12 protein-coding genes are annotated in these 13,781 nt (G+C 72.7%); 5 read left to right on the forward strand and 7 right to left on the reverse strand.

All coding sequences use genetic code 11. The annotated features are described in order from the left end of the window. The first annotated feature begins 38 nt into the window (after positions 1-38). Positions 39-2,231, forward strand: a complete 2,193-nt coding sequence (locus tag FHX82_RS17470; RefSeq protein WP_145932955.1) for an MFS transporter — start codon at positions 39-41, stop codon at positions 2,229-2,231. Between the two features lie 3 nt (positions 2,232-2,234). Here the strand turns inward: FHX82_RS17470 and FHX82_RS17475 are convergent, their stop codons facing one another. Then, positions 2,235-3,077: an AraC family transcriptional regulator gene (locus FHX82_RS17475; RefSeq protein ID WP_145933038.1), complete on the reverse strand. Its 843-nt coding sequence runs from the start codon at positions 3,075-3,077 to the stop codon at positions 2,235-2,237. Between the two features lie 142 nt (positions 3,078-3,219). Between FHX82_RS17475 and FHX82_RS17480 the strand changes: the two genes are divergently transcribed. Together FHX82_RS17480 and FHX82_RS17485 are read left to right on the forward strand one after the other, a co-directional pair. Beyond that, entirely contained in the window at positions 3,220-4,302 is a 1,083-nt protein-coding gene (locus FHX82_RS17480; protein ID WP_145932954.1) for an aldo/keto reductase, read from the forward strand. A gap of 68 nt (positions 4,303-4,370) precedes the next feature. Beyond that, complete coding sequence (locus FHX82_RS17485) at positions 4,371-5,183, forward strand: alpha/beta hydrolase family protein (protein WP_145932953.1); 813 nt, start codon at positions 4,371-4,373, stop codon at positions 5,181-5,183. 32 nt (positions 5,184-5,215) lie between these two features. Here FHX82_RS17485 and FHX82_RS17490 read toward each other — a convergent pair whose 3' ends face one another. The 4 genes from FHX82_RS17490 to FHX82_RS17505 form a co-directional block, all read right to left on the reverse strand. Next, positions 5,216-7,156, reverse strand: a complete 1,941-nt coding sequence (locus FHX82_RS17490; RefSeq protein WP_145932952.1) for an NPCBM/NEW2 domain-containing protein — start codon at positions 7,154-7,156, stop codon at positions 5,216-5,218. A 9-nt stretch (positions 7,157-7,165) separates the two neighbouring features. Further along, the gene (locus FHX82_RS17495; RefSeq protein WP_145933037.1) at positions 7,166-7,531 is read right to left on the reverse strand and encodes a GntR family transcriptional regulator; all 366 of its coding nucleotides are present in this window, start codon (positions 7,529-7,531) and stop codon (positions 7,166-7,168) included. A gap of 5 nt (positions 7,532-7,536) precedes the next feature. Then, on the reverse strand, positions 7,537-8,247 hold the full coding sequence (locus FHX82_RS17500) for a hypothetical protein (RefSeq protein ID WP_145932951.1): 711 nt from the start codon (positions 8,245-8,247) through the stop codon (positions 7,537-7,539). A gap of 68 nt (positions 8,248-8,315) precedes the next feature. Beyond that, on the reverse strand, positions 8,316-9,332 hold the full coding sequence (locus FHX82_RS17505) for an alpha/beta hydrolase family protein (protein ID WP_221216138.1): 1,017 nt from the start codon (positions 9,330-9,332) through the stop codon (positions 8,316-8,318). A gap of 136 nt (positions 9,333-9,468) precedes the next feature. On the opposite strand from FHX82_RS17505, the gene FHX82_RS17510 reads away from it, so the two are divergent. Then, complete coding sequence (locus FHX82_RS17510; protein ID WP_145932949.1) at positions 9,469-10,323, forward strand: LLM class flavin-dependent oxidoreductase; 855 nt, start codon at positions 9,469-9,471, stop codon at positions 10,321-10,323. A 36-nt stretch (positions 10,324-10,359) separates the two neighbouring features. Here the strand turns inward: FHX82_RS17510 and FHX82_RS17515 are convergent, their stop codons facing one another. Further along, on the reverse strand, positions 10,360-11,556 hold the full coding sequence (locus FHX82_RS17515; protein WP_145932948.1) for a trans-sulfuration enzyme family protein: 1,197 nt from the start codon (positions 11,554-11,556) through the stop codon (positions 10,360-10,362). After that, on the reverse strand, positions 11,553-12,158 hold the full coding sequence (locus tag FHX82_RS17520; RefSeq protein ID WP_145932947.1) for a TetR/AcrR family transcriptional regulator: 606 nt from the start codon (positions 12,156-12,158) through the stop codon (positions 11,553-11,555). The genes FHX82_RS17515 and FHX82_RS17520 overlap by 4 nt, the downstream gene beginning before the upstream one ends. 97 nt (positions 12,159-12,255) lie before the next feature. Here FHX82_RS17520 and FHX82_RS17525 point away from each other — a divergent pair, with 97 nt between their 5' ends. Beyond that, complete coding sequence (locus FHX82_RS17525) at positions 12,256-13,779, forward strand: MFS transporter (RefSeq protein WP_145932946.1); 1,524 nt, start codon at positions 12,256-12,258, stop codon at positions 13,777-13,779. The last annotated feature ends 2 nt before the right edge of the window (positions 13,780-13,781 follow it).

Genomic DNA, 13,781 nt, shown 5'->3' on the forward strand with positions numbered 1-13,781 from the left:
AATTAAGTCAGCTGACTGACTTAGACGGGAGCCCCCTGATGACCCCCTCCTCTGCCACCGGCGTGCGGCCCAACGCCGTCGTCGCGGTGCTCGCCTTCGGCGGGATCGTGGTCTCGCTGATGCAGACCCTCGTGATCCCGCTGGTCCCCGAACTGCCGAAGCTGCTCAACGCCTCGCCGTCGGACGCGACGTGGGCGATCACCGCCACGCTGCTGGCCGCCGCCGTCGCCACGCCGACCGTCGGGCGGCTCGGCGACATGTACGGCAAGCGCCGCATGCTGCTGTTCAGCATCGTGATGCTGGTGGCGGGCTCGGTGCTGTGCGGGCTGTCGAGCAGCCTCTGGCCCATGGTCGCCGGCCGCACGCTGCAGGGGCTGGCCTCCGGCGTGATCCCGCTGGGCATCAGCATCATGCGCGACGAGCTGCCCGCTGAACGGCTCGGCAGCGCGATCGCGCTGATGAGCGCCTCGCTCGGCGTCGGCGGTGCGCTCGGCCTGCCCGCCGCCGCGCTGATCGCCGACAACTTCGACTGGCACGTGCTGTTCTGGACCGCCGCCGTCCTCGGCGTGGTCGCCGGCGTGCTCGTGCTGTCGCTGGTGCCGGAGTCGCACGTGCGCACCGGCGGCCGGTTCGACGTGCCGGGCGCACTCGGCATGTCGGTCGCGCTGCTGGCCCTGCTGCTGGGGATCTCCAAGGGCGCCGACTGGGGCTGGGGCAGCGGCCGCACGTTGGGCCTGTTCGCCGTCGCCGTCGTCGTGCTGCTGGTGTGGGGCTGGTGGGAGCTGCGCACCCGGCAGCCGCTGGTGGACCTGCGCACCACCGCGCGCCGCCAGGTGCTGCTGACCAACATCGCGTCCGTGGTGTTCGGGTTCGCGATGTTCGCGACGTCGCTGGTGGTGCCGCAGCTGCTGCAGCTGCCGAAGGCGACCGGTTACGGGCTCGGGCAGACCATGCTCACGGCCGGTCTGGTGCTGGCACCGAACGGTCTGGTGATGATGGTGGTGGCGCCACTGTCGGCGAAGGTGTCCCGGGCCAGGGGCCCGAAGGTGACGCTGATGATCGGCGCGTTCGTGGTGGCCGTCGGGTACGTCCTGTCGACCGTGATGATGGGCTCGGTCTGGCAGCTGCTGATCGCCACGTGCGTCATCGGTGCGGGCATCGGGTTCGCCTACGGGGCGCTGCCCGCGCTGGTGATGGGCGCGGTGCCGGTGTCGGAGACGGCCGCGGCCAACAGCCTCAACACCCTGATGCGCTCGATCGGCACGTCGGTGGCGAGCGCCGTCGCGGGCGTGATCCTCGCGCACCTGACGACGAGGCTCGGCCCGGTGAACGTGCCGTCCCAGGGCGGTTTCCGCGTGGTGCTGGTGATCGGCGCGGCCGCCGCGGTGGTGGCGCTGCTGATCGCCGCCTTCCTGCCCGCCCGGAAACAAGCGGCTGCCGCTCCCGCGGCGCCTGCTGCCTCTCGGGTGCCGTCGCCGGGGGAGCTGACGGGGCAGCTGCGGACCGAGGGCGGTGCCGCCCTGTCGCACGGCGTGGTGACGGTGACGCGTCCGGACGGCGGGCAGGTCAGTCGCGCCCGGGCGGACGCCGAGGGGCGCTACGCCGTGTCGGGGCTGCCTTCGGGCTCGTACACGGTGATCGTCACGGCGAGCGGGTTCCAGGCGGAGGTCGCGCGGGTGTCGCTCAACGGTTCCGGTGTGGTGCGGGACTTCGCGCTCAGCGGCGACGGCGTCGTGACGGGGTTCGTGCGCGCGGCCGACGGGAGCCCGGTGAGCGGGGCGACCGTGACCGCGACGGGGGCCGCGGGCGAGGTGCTCGGCAGCACGGTTTCGGGCCAGGACGGCGGTTTCCACCTCGCGGGGTTGCCGAGGGGGGAGACGACCGTCGTGGCGCAGCCGCCGAACCGCCGCCCGCGGGCGGTGCCGGTGGTGGTCGGCGGCGCGGAGCCGGCGGTGGCGGAGCTGGTCGTGGACGCGAACGGGCTGCTGAGCGGCACGGTCACCGGCCCGGACGGTGACAGCATCGCGGAGGCCACGGTGACGATCACCGACGCGGCGGGCACGGTCGTCGCGACGACGGTCACCAAGGCGGACGGCCGGTACGAGCTGTCCTACCCGGAGCCCGGTGAGTACACGGTGGTCACGAGCCTCTACACGCCGACCGTCCAGCAGGTGAGCCTGACGGCAGGCCGGCCGGCGACGGTGGACGTGGACCTGGAGACGACGAGCTGAGGCTCAGGGCAGCGACGGCGCTCCCACGGCCTCGGCGTCGGCCCGCAGGCGGGCGGCGTCCTGGCCCGGGGGAGCGCCGAACAGCCGGCGGTACTCGCGGGTGAACTGCGAAGGGCTGTCGTAGCCCACGAGGTGGCCCACGCCCGCCACGTCGCCGGGGCGGGCGAGCAGCAGGGTGCGCGCCTCCTGCAGCCGGATGCGTTTCTGGAACTGCAGGGGGCTCAGCGCCGTCACCGCGCGGAAGTGCCGGTGGAACGCGGACGCGCTCAGCCCCGCCAGACGCGCCAGGTCCTCGATCCGCAGCGGCTCCGCGTAGTGCTCGCGGATCCACCGGATCGCCCGGTTCACGTGCCCCAGCCCGCTCTCGGCCAGCCCGATCTGCCGCACCACGCCCCCGAGCGGACCGGTCAGCAGCCGCCACAGGATCTCGCGCTCCAGCAGCGGCGCGAGCACCCGCACGTCCGCCGGGCGGTCGAGCAGGCGCACCAGCCGGGCCACCGCGTCGAGCAGGTCCTCGTCCGCGTCGCAGGTGCCCATCGCCGGCACCCCGGCCGCCCGTGGCGCGGGCGGCACGTCCGGCAACAGCGCCGAGATCGCGGCCGGGCGGAGCACCAACCCCAGTCCCAGCGCGGGTTTCCGCGGACTCGCGTCGAGGAAGTGCCCGGTGACCGGCAGATCCGTGGTGACAACGAGGCACTGCCCCGCCCGGTACTCGTACACCCGGTCGCCGAGCAGGAGCCGCTTGCCGCCCTGCGCCATCACCACCAGCAGTGGCTCGGTCAGCGAATGGTGCTGCTCGGAACTGTCCACTCTGGACAGCAGTAACCCGGGAACCGGCGTGCGCATGTCCGGCCGGGCATGGGCCGCGACGGCGTCGCGGATCTCGGTGAGAAGCACGAGTCCGATCGTGGCGAATCGAACAGGATCGTGCAAGAGCCGGACAGTATCGGTCTACCCCCGCCGGCCGGATCGCGGTTGTATGAATCCCATGCCACTCGACCACTACCTCACCCTCGGCCGGTCCGGACTGCGGGTGAGCCCGTTCGCCCTCGGCGCGATGACCTTCGGAGAGGATCCCGGCGGTGCCGGATCCAGCGTCGAGGAGTCGGAGAAGATCCTCTCCGCGTACCTCGACCGCGGCGGGAACTTCATCGACACCGCCAACATCTACACCAACGGCCACTCCGAAAAGATCCTCGGCGACCACTTCGCCGCCCGCCCCGGCAGCCGCGACCACGTGGTGCTCGCGTCGAAGTTCTTCACCAACCTCTTCCCCGGCGACCCCAACGGCGGCGGCGCGGGCCGCGCGTCCATCCTCGCGCAGCTGCACGAAAGCCTGCGGCGCCTGCGCACCGACCACCTCGACCTCTACTGGTTGCACAACTGGGACCGGCACACCCCGATCGAGGAAACCCTGCGCACCCTCGACGACCTGGTGCGCGCCGGCAAGATCCGGTACCTCGGCTTCTCCAACACCCCGGCGTGGGTGACCGCGCAGGCCCAGACCCTGACGCTGCTGCGGGGCTGGACGCCGCTGATCGCGTTGCAGGTCGAGTACTCGCTGCTCGCCCGCACGGTCGAGGGCGAGCTGGCGCCGCTCGCGCGGGACCAGGGGATGGCGCTGGTGCCGTGGAGCCCGCTCAAAAACGGCTTCCTGTCGGGGAAGTACCGCCGTGGCGGGGAAGTCACCGACTCCGCGCGCGCGGCGTTCGTCGGCGGGCCGAGCGAGAAGGAGTTCGACGTCATCGAGGCGGTCGCGGCGATCGCAGGGGAACTCGGCACGACTCCGGCGGCCGTGTCGATGGCGTGGTTGCGCGCCCGCGAGGGCACGGTGGTACCGATCGTCGGCGCGCGGCGCCTGGAACACCTGGAAGGCAACCTCGCGGGCCTGGACGTGCAGCTCACCGCCGAGCACCTGCGGACGCTGGACGAGATTTCCGCGCCGGAGCTGAACTACCCCGCGAACATGCACGGCGCGCTGGCCGCGATGCTCCAGTTCGCAGGCGCCACTGTGGACGGTTATGAGTCCACTGTGTACCCGCCGCTTACGCAGAGTACTGTGCGGTACTGAGTTACGCCCTCGGCGAAAGCGTTTCCGCGGCACCGGCAGGCCGTCTACGGTGAGGCTGAGGAGGGGCCATGGAAACGATCACCGGCACCGCGGCCGGAGTGCCGTTCACGGCGCTGCCCCCGGCCGGAGGCGGCCGGGCGCCGCTCGTCGTGACGTGGCACATGCTCGACGCGCCACGCACGGACGCGGCTTTCGCGGCGGCGTTGCCCATGGCCGGGGTGCCCGCGTGGCGGGTCCACCTGGGCATGCCGATGTGCGGCGCGCGGATGGTCGACGGTCGCCTCGACGCCGCCGTCGAGCTCGCCAGAAAGGACGCCTTGAGGGCGTTCCTCGCGCCGTTCGTCCACCAGGCCGCCGAGGAGTTCCCCGCCGCGCTCGCGTCGGTGCGCGAGCAGCTGCCGGTCGACGACGAGCCGATCGGCATCCTCGGTGCGTCCCTCGGCGGCGCCGTCGCGCTGCAAGTCCTCACGGCACAACGGATTCCGGTACGCGCGGTCGCGCTGGTCAACCCGGCCGTGCGGATCCGGCCCGTCGTCGGGCTCGTCGAGGGCCTCGCCGGGCACCCGTACCGGTGGACTCCCGAGGCCGACGAGGTCGCCGCGGACCTGGACTTCGTTGCCCGGGCCGGAAACCTCACCGCACCACCGCCGCTGCTGCTCGTCATCGGGGAGAAGGACCACCCGGAACTCCGCGCGGACGCGGTCACCCTGGTCGAGGCGCTGCGGGAGAACTCCCCACGCCCCAGCGAAATCGAGCTGGTCGCCGTACCGGAGCTGGCCCATCCGCTGGCCGCGGAACCGGGCCTGGAACCGGCTCCGCAGCTGCCGACGACCAAAGCGGTTGACGAAATCCTGACGGAATGGTTCTCCCGCAGGCTCTAGAACCGTAGGTGAGCCAACCGGCGCCGCGAGCCTCAGCACCTCGCCTGCATCCCGGCCCAGTCGGCGTGGTCCGCGAAGTTGCCGTCGCCTCCGCTGGTGGTCACCAGCTTCAGCTCCCGCGCCCCGCGCACGTTCAGCACCGCCCGCGGCGGGTGGTCGCCCGCGTGCAGCAGGCCGCTGTCGAACAGGAGGTGGCCGTCGGCGTAGACCTGGAAGCGCGCGGTGCCCTTGATGTTGTGCGGGCCGGGCCACGTCATGCCCAGCACCTCGTCGTCGACGCCCGCCGTGAACCCGAAAGTGCGGCAGCGGCCCCCGAGGTAGTACGCGACCTGCGCCGACGCGTAGGTGCCCAGCCCGGTCCCGAACCGCTGTCCGGCGAGGGTCAGGGTGCCGCCCGTGCAGTCGCCGCAGAAGTCGTCCGGGCCGAACGAGTGGTCCACCTTCATCGGCAGGTACCACCCGTTGTCCGTCTGCAACCGCGGATGGTCCGACAGCGCGACGACGCCACTCGGCGGCGCGGGCGGCACCACGACCTGCGCGGTCGAACGGTAGGTCACCCCGCCCACCGTCGCGCTCAGCCCCAGCGTCGCGTTCGCGGGACCGGTCACCTCGAACCGCGCGGTCACCGGCTTCCCGGCGAGCGACACCACGCCGTCCTGCCGCAGCAACCGCACCCGCCAGCCCGGCGGAGCATCCACCGTGACACGATCAACCCGAAGCGGCACGACGCTTTCGTTGCGCACCGACACCGTCACCGGCTGCCCGGCCACGAACCCGGTGTCCGTCGACAAAGTGACCTGCGGTGGAGTCCACTGTGGACGTGAAGAAACCCGGTACAACACCACCCCGTGCGGCGGAACCTCCGCCGAAATCCCGCCGAGCGTCGACGTCTCCGTGTGCTGCCACAGATCCCGCAGCACGTAGCCGGACGAAAACGGCAGTCCTGCGGAGCGCGCGTCGGTGCGGATCTCCGTGCTCGTCGCGCCCCGGTTGAACAGGGCCACGGCCACGTCCCCGTTCGCGAGCCGCCTGGTCCAGACCTCCCGGTCGCCGTCGCTGCTCAGCCGGTCTCCCGGCGCCCCCAGCGGATCCTGGTCGACCGCGATCACCTCCCGGTTGCCGAGCAGGTCCAGCGTCGACTGGTCCGCCGTGCGCACGTCGTCGCCCAGCAGCAGTGGCGCGGCCAGGACGGACCACAGACTCAGGTGCGCGCGGTACTCCTCCGTGCTCATCCCGCCGTTGCCGACCTGCAGCATGTCGGGATCGTTCCAGCCCGCGCCGGGCCCCGCCCGCGACGACAGTCCGGCCTCCTCCTCGGCGTTGCGCAGCATCGAGGACCACTGGTCGTCGATGTCGGCGGAGGTGCGCCACAGGTCGGCCGGGTGCGAGGGCCACGTCCACGGGTTGCCGTGCCGGGACACGCCCAGCACCACGCTGCGCCCCGTCGCGTCGAGGGCCGCGCGGAACTGCGAGGTCAGCTGGTACGGGTCGCCCTGCGCGCCGCACCAGTCGAGCTTGACGTAGTCGGCGCCCCAGGCCGCGAAGTCGCGCGCGTCCTGCTCGTAGTGCCCGCCGCTGGCGGGACGGCCCTCGCAGGTCTTGTCACCGGCCGCGGTGTAGATGCCGAACAGCAGGCCGCGCGCGTGCACGTAGTCCGCCAGCGCCGCCATGCCGGACGGAAACGCGACGGGATCGGCCTGCAGGTGACCGCCGGTGTCACGGCCGGCGGCCCAGCAGTCGTCGACGTTGACGTACCGGTAGCCCGCGTCCCGCAGCCCGGTCCGGACCAGCGCGTCGGCGGTCTCCCGCACGATCGTTTCCGTTATCCCGCAACGGAAACTGTTCCAGTCGTTCCAGCCCATCGGCGGGGTGGCGAGCCGCACGGGCGTCGCCGAAACCGGGGCGGCGGGCACCAGCACGAGCGTGACCCCGCTCAGGACGACCATGCTCCAGCGCACGAGACGAGCGAACATGGCTCGACTCTATTGCTCCTGGTAGGCCGCGCGCACCGCTTCGGCCGCGGCGTCGGCGTCAGCGCCGAGTTCACGGGCGAAAGCGGCGTAGCGCGAGGCGGCTTCCCGCAGCAGCGCGGTCTGGTCGGGCGGGCTCGCGGGCTCGGCGATCACCGTGCCCCGGGCACCGCCGGTGCTCACCCAGCCCTCGGTCTCCAGTTCGCGGTACGCGCGCGCCACCGTGCCCGCCGCGAGGCCGAGGTCCCGCGCGAGCTGCCGGATCGGCGGCAGGCGCGTGCCGGGCCGCAGGGTCCCGGCCTGGGCGAGCCGGACGATCTGGTCGCGTACCTGCCGCCAGGGGGCCACCCCGCTCGCGGTGTCGACGACGACGCGCAGTCCGCTCACCGCGCCGTCTCGGCCACCCGGGGTGAGGGGCTCGCGATGGCTATCGCCGCGACCAGGCTCGCCACGAGGACGAGTGCGAGACCGGCGCTCATCCCCATGTCCCGCGAGGGAAGGGTGGCGGGCGCGATGATGGCCAGCCCGGTGGCCACCCGCGCGCTGCGGACCCGCAGCACGAGGTCCACCTTGACGTCCCCGACGGCCGGACGGCGCAGTGCCAGCGCGATGATCACCCCGGCGGCCAGCGCGGCGGCGATCGTCACGCCGAGCACGAGCCAGTCCAGGGTCACGACGGCGTGCACCGTCTGGCCGGCGGTCGAGATCGCCAGCAGCACGAGCGCCCACGCAGGCACGAGGTCGACCACGCGCCGGGTGACCAGGCTCGCCTCGCGCCGCCGTTCCCGCGACGGCCGCAACGCCAGCAGCTCACCGAGGAGACCGCCGGGCAGCAGGGTCCACGCGATCACCCACAGCGACCCGCCGCCGCGGCCGATCGCCAGCGGCAGCACGAAGAACAGCAACGGGTACCAGAACCGGCGGCGCCGCAGGTACCGCACCGTCTCGGCCACGTCGCGTTCGCCGGGGTCCTCGACGCCCCACTTCTTCAGCAGCCGCCGGCCCTGGCGCTCACCCGGCCACAGCACGATGAGCAGCACCAGACCGAACAGGCCCAGCACCACCGCGGTCACGAGCACGTTGTCCCAGGGCATCGGCGCGCCTCCTCTTGTATCAAGTTAATGATACAAGATGGGCGGCCAGTCCGTCGAGGTGCGGGCTGCTACAGCGACGCGGTCACCACTTCCGCGTGCGGCGGTGTGTCCAAACAGGACTGTGGTTCGCCCCGCAGGTGCTGGTCGAAGAAGGCCCGGACGTAGCAGCGGGTGAGTTCCGAGACGCGGGCGGCGGGCAGGGTGGCGGGCCCGAGACCCAGACCGGCCTGTTCGGCGAGCAGTGCGAGGTCGGTGAAGGAGGCGTGGGCGGCGCCGGCGACCGTGAACCAGCGTTTCCAGCCGGTCAGCTGGTGCCACGCGTCCTCCCACGTGGCCGCGGCGGGTCCACTGCCCGGGGTGTACTGGGATTCGCGGCCCAGGAACAGGAACGGCCGGGACAGGCCGGGCGGCACGCTGTGTACGGTGCCGTCGATGCCGATCGCGGCCTGGAGCCGGAGTTCGACGGCGAGGGCGGTGAGCGCGCTCGCCCCACCGGCGGAGTGGCCCGCCATGCCGATGCCGGACGGGGCGAGCGTGCGGGTCAGCTCGTCGAGGACGAAAGAGACGTCGGCGGCGCGGCCGGTCGCCAGCTTGTCCCAGAACGCCTCGTCCCGCCGGAAGTTCCGGGCCTGGCAGGTTGCCACGCGGCCATCCGGGAAGGTGGTCGCGACGCTCTCGTGGGTGTGCTCGATCGCGGCGACGACGTACCCGTGGCTCGCGAGGTCCTCGGCCAGACCGGTGAGGGTGGCGCGGGGTTTCGTGAAGCCGGGGGAGAGCAGGACGAGGGGCCGCTCGCGGTCGGCGAGCGGTGGCGCGTCGGCGAAGGCGTGGGTGCGCGTCGTGCTCAGGATGTCGCGGGGCACGTCCGGGATGCCGGTCAGCAGGTGCTCCGACTCCACCGGGGTGAGGTACGCGGTCCGCCGTTCTCCGGCCGCGGGCGCCGGGTACCAGAGGGTGACCATGAGCTCCCGTGGGCGTTCCGGCACCCACGGATCGGGGCGCGCGGAGTCCACCAGGTGCAGCGGCGTGGCCCCGACCGGATGGGGGCCGGTCGGCTCGGGCAGGCGGAGCGCTGTGGGGTGCATGGTCGTCGAGTGTGGGCGCGCTGCGCCGGGCCTGCATCGGGGAAGAACCCTGAGTTCTGCGGTGATACGCGAAGCGCATCGCTCCTTGCGGAACATTCATTGGACTCCGCGTGGTGCCCGGCCCGAGGGTGGTGTCATGAGCACACTAGGAACGACCGGGGTTTTCCTGCCGGTCCCGTTCACCGGCGCGGTACCCCTCGCGCGGCAGCGGGAGGCCGCCGTCCGGCTGGAACGGGCGGGGTACGGCACGATCTGGACCAACGAGACCGTCGGCGGCAAGGACGCGCTGGTGCAGCTGGCGGTGCTGCTGGCCGCGACCGAGCGGGTGGCGTTCGCGACCGGTATCGCCAACATCTGGGCCCGCGAACCCGAGATCGCGCACGGCGGCGCGGCACTGCTCGCCGACGCCTTCCCGGGCAGGTTCGCGCTCGGGCTGGGCGTCGGCTACGCGCAGCAGGCGGAGGCCACCGGGCGTGAGTACGGCAGTCCGGTCGAGACGATGCGAAACTATTTGTCGCGAATGGACGGTCCGATGATGCCGCCCGCCGCGGACGCCCAGTACCCGAGAATTCTCGGCGCGAACGGCCCCAAGATGCTGGCGCTGGCGGCGGAGCGGGCCGACGGCGTGCTGCCCGCCGGGCTGCCGCCGGAGTTCACCGCGGAGGTGCGGAAGCTGCTCGGCCCGGACAAGCTCGTGGTCGTCGCCCTCACCGCGGTGCCGGGCGACCGGGAACACGCCAAGGCGGCGGTGTCGATGCGGCTCGGCATGCCCTGGTTCACGAAAGCGATGGCACGACTGGGATATTCGACCGACGACGTCGACGGGGTGGTCGACGCGACCGTCGCGTACGGCGGACCGGAGTCGATCGGCGCCAAGGTGCGAGAGCACCTCGCGGCGGGCGCCGACCACGTCACCCTGATGCCGGTGCTGGAGGGCGAGTTCCTCGACGCGGTCACCCAGCTGGAACACCTCGCCCCGGCGCTGCCCTGACCCCCTCGTCCGCCTGTACCGGACGGTTCTTCGGCGTCAGCCGAACGTCTCGTCCAGTGCCGTGGCCAGGTCCGTGAGCAGGTCGTCCGTGTCCTCCAGCCCGACGGAGAACCGCAGGTGCCCGAAGCGGCGGAACTGCTCGGGATAGCGCGCCACGCGCGGGCCTTCGGTGCCGACGTGCACGATCAGCGACTCGTCGTGGCCCAGCGACACCGCGGACGTGATCACCCGCAGGTTCGCGACGAACCGGTTCTGCACGTCCGGGCCGCCGTCGACCGCGAACGCCAGCATCGCGCCGTAGCCGGTGAACTGGCGCGTGGCCAGCTCGTGCTGGGGATGAGACGGGAGGCCGGGATACGCCACGTACGCGACGCGCGGGTCGGCCTCCAGCATCGGCGCGATGCGGGCGGCCGAGGTCACCTGCTGCCGCAGCCGCAGCGGCAGGGTGACCGAACCGCGCGTGATCAGCCACGCGTTGAAGGGCGAAATCACGCCGCCGACGTCGACCATCGCCTCCGCCTTGACCGGCGCCAGCAGCTCGCGCGAGCCGATGACCGCGCCGCCCATCGCGTCGCCGTGCCCGTTGATGTACTTCGTGAGCGAGTGGACCACAAGGTCGGCGCCGTCGGCGAGCGGCCGGTACAGCGGCGGCGGGGTGAACGTGGAGTCCACGACGAGCAGCGCACCCGCGTCGTGGGCCAGCTCCGCGACCGCCGCGATGTCGGCGACCTTGGTGGTGGGGTTGGCGATCGTCTCGGTGTGCACCAGCCGGGTGTTCGGGCGCAGCGCGGCCTTCACGGCGTCGGGGTCGGTGATGTCCACGAAGGTCGCCTCGATGCCGTAGCGGGCCGGGAGCAGCTCGGCGAACAGGCGCCACGTGGCCTCGTACGTCACGTCGGACACGACGATGTGGTCGCCGGTGCGCAGGTACGTGAAGAACACCGCGTGCAGCGCGGCCACCCCGGACGCGAACACCACGGCGTCCTCGCCGCCCTCCAGCGCGGCCAGCTTCCGCTGCAGCCCCAGCTGGTTCGTGCCGGAGTTGCGTGTGTAGAGCGGGACGTCGGTGCCCGACCAGCTGAGCGCGGACGGGTCCTCGGGCAGGCCGTAGGAGTTGGCCATCACGATCGGCGTGCGGATCGGGCCGGTGCCGGAGGTCTCGTTGCCGGCGTGCACGGCCTGCGTGCCGAACGCGAGGGTGGCGGGCTCGTGGCGGTCGGGTCGGGGAGTCACGCCGTCATTGGATCACGTCCCGCGAGGAAGTCGTCCACGATGCGGACGCAGAACTCGCGGTCGCTCGGCCTGCCGGTGATCAGCGCGTTGAACATCAGCGGGCCGACCAGCTGCGCGGCGGCGACGTCGATGTCGCGTCCGGACGGCGGCAGGCAGTCGGCGAGCACCGCCTCGAACGGGCCGCGGTAGCGCTCGATGATGTGCTCGCGCAGCGCGGTGAGCCGCGACTGGTCGTCGGCGCCGGACGGCACCCCCGACAGCCCGAGCGTGGACAGCCAGACCACCGCGGCGACGGTGGGCGCCTGGTCGATCTGGTCGGCCTGGGCGAGCACGAGCTGCAGCAGCCGGTCGCGCGGGGAGGCGTCCGGATCGGGCAGCCGCAGCGGCGGCAGCAGCTCCTGGAACGCGGCGGCCAGCAGCTCGGCGCTGGTGGGGAAGTGCCGGTAGAGCGTGGACCGCGCCACGCCGCTGCGCGCGGTGACCGCGTCGATCGTGACCTGCCGGACGCCGCCTTCGGACAGCAGGGCGACGGCCGCGGACAGGATCGCCGAACGGGACCGGTCGAGCCGGGGGTCGCGCCGGTCGAAGTGCTGGGCGGTCACGTCCGGATTCTCCCTCCTCCGCCGCGAAACCGAGAAACGAGACTACCAGTCCTGCTACGCTACCGATGGTTTCGTTTCCCCGTCGGAACGAGGTGGCATGAGGGCAGGGCCCAGTACCGGCTCCGTCGAGGTGCCCGCGCTCTCCCCGGCCCGCCGGGCCTGGACGGTCGGCGTCATGTGCACCGCGGTGGCGCTGGTGATCGCGATGGTCACGATCGTCAACACCGCGCTGCCCGCGCTGGCCGCCGACACCGGCGCGAGCCAGGCGCAGCAGACCTGGATCGTCGACGGGTACACGCTCGTGCTGGCCGCGCTCGTGCTGCCGATGGGCGCGCTCGGGGACCGCTACGGCCGCCGCGGTGTGCTCGTCATCGGGCTGGTCGTCTTCGCGCTGAGCTGCGCGGCGCCGCTGTTCGCCGTGTCGTCGGCCTGGCTGGTCGCGGCGCGGGCGCTCACCGGGCTGGGCGCGGCGATGATCATGCCCGCCACGCTGTCGATCATCAACGCGAGCTTCCCGCCGGAACGGCGCGGCCGCGCGATCGGCATCTGGGCCGCGGTGGCCGGCGTCGGCGGCCTGGGCGGGCTGGTGTTCGCCGGGCTGCTCCTGCAGCACTTCACGTGGCACTCGGTGTTCGTCGGGCCCGCCGTGCTGTCGGTCGTGCTGGCGGTCGCCTGCGCCACGGTGCCGACCTCGAAGGAGGCCGAGCGGCGGCGGTTCGACGTCGCCGGCGCCGTGCTCAGCGCGCTCGCGGTCGGGTCGCTGGTGTTCGGCATCCTGCGCGTCGCGGACCTGGGCTGGGGCAACGCGACGGTCCTGGGCACGATCGCCGCCGGACTCGTGCTGGGCGGGGTCTTCGCGTGGTTCGAGTCGCGCCACGACGCGCCGTTGCTGGACGTGCGGCTGTTCACCAACGCCGCGTTCGCGACCGGTTCGGTGTCGGTCACCGTGCAGTTCACGGCCGCGTTCGGGTCGCTGTTCGCGCTGGCGCAGTACCTCCAGCTGGTGCAGGGGTACTCGCCGCTGAAGTCCGGGCTGGTGCTGTGGCCGATCGCGGTGTCGTTGTTCCCGCTGTCGCTGGCATCGGCATACTTCGCCCGCAAGCTGGGGCTGCGCACGCTGACGTGCGCCGGGCTGCTGATCGTGATCGCCGGGGTGCTGCTGCTGGGGCGGCTCACGGCGGAAAGCGGTTACCCGGAGCTGGCGGTCGCGGTGTGCGTGCTGGGCGGCGGCCTCGGGCTGACCGCGCCTCCGGCCACCAGTGCGATCCTCGACAACGTGCCGCCGGGCAAGTACGGCGTCGCGTCCGCGGTCAACGACGCGACGCGGGAAGTCGGTGCGGCACTGGGGATCGCGCTCGCGGGCAGCGTGCTTTCGGCCAGCTACACCGGTTCCATGCACGCCTCGGCGGCGGCGCTCGCGCCCGGCGCGCGGGAGGCCGCGGAGGGTTCGCTGGCCGGTGCGCTGGCCGTCGCGGAACGGTCCGGTCCGGCGGGCGGGGCGCTGGCGGAGGCCGCGCGGGCCGCGTTCGCGGACGGCATGTGGTACAGCCTGCTGGCGCTGGCGGGCATCGTGGCCGCGGGTGCGGTGGCGGCGGTGGTCCTCGGCAGGCGGGCGGGCTGAAC

Origin of the sequence: Amycolatopsis bartoniae, from assembly GCF_014191255.1 — a bacterium.
Lineage (GTDB): Bacteria > Actinomycetota > Actinomycetes > Mycobacteriales > Pseudonocardiaceae > Amycolatopsis_E > Amycolatopsis_E bartoniae.

Coding starts and splice junctions, on each gene's coding strand:
- FHX82_RS17470 (WP_145932955.1), top strand. CDS start 39: ATGACCCCCTCCTCTGCCACCGGCGTGCGGCCCAACGCCGTCGTCGCG.
- FHX82_RS17475 (WP_145933038.1), bottom strand. CDS start 3,077: ATGCGCACGCCGGTTCCCGGGTTACTGCTGTCCAGAGTGGACAGTTCC.
- FHX82_RS17480 (WP_145932954.1), top strand. CDS start 3,220: ATGCCACTCGACCACTACCTCACCCTCGGCCGGTCCGGACTGCGGGTG.
- FHX82_RS17485 (WP_145932953.1), top strand. CDS start 4,371: ATGGAAACGATCACCGGCACCGCGGCCGGAGTGCCGTTCACGGCGCTG.
- FHX82_RS17490 (WP_145932952.1), bottom strand. CDS start 7,156: ATGTTCGCTCGTCTCGTGCGCTGGAGCATGGTCGTCCTGAGCGGGGTC.
- FHX82_RS17500 (WP_145932951.1), bottom strand. CDS start 8,247: ATGCCCTGGGACAACGTGCTCGTGACCGCGGTGGTGCTGGGCCTGTTC.
- FHX82_RS17505 (WP_221216138.1), bottom strand. CDS start 9,332: ATGCACCCCACAGCGCTCCGCCTGCCCGAGCCGACCGGCCCCCATCCG.
- FHX82_RS17510 (WP_145932949.1), top strand. CDS start 9,469: ATGAGCACACTAGGAACGACCGGGGTTTTCCTGCCGGTCCCGTTCACC.
- FHX82_RS17525 (WP_145932946.1), top strand. CDS start 12,256: ATGAGGGCAGGGCCCAGTACCGGCTCCGTCGAGGTGCCCGCGCTCTCC.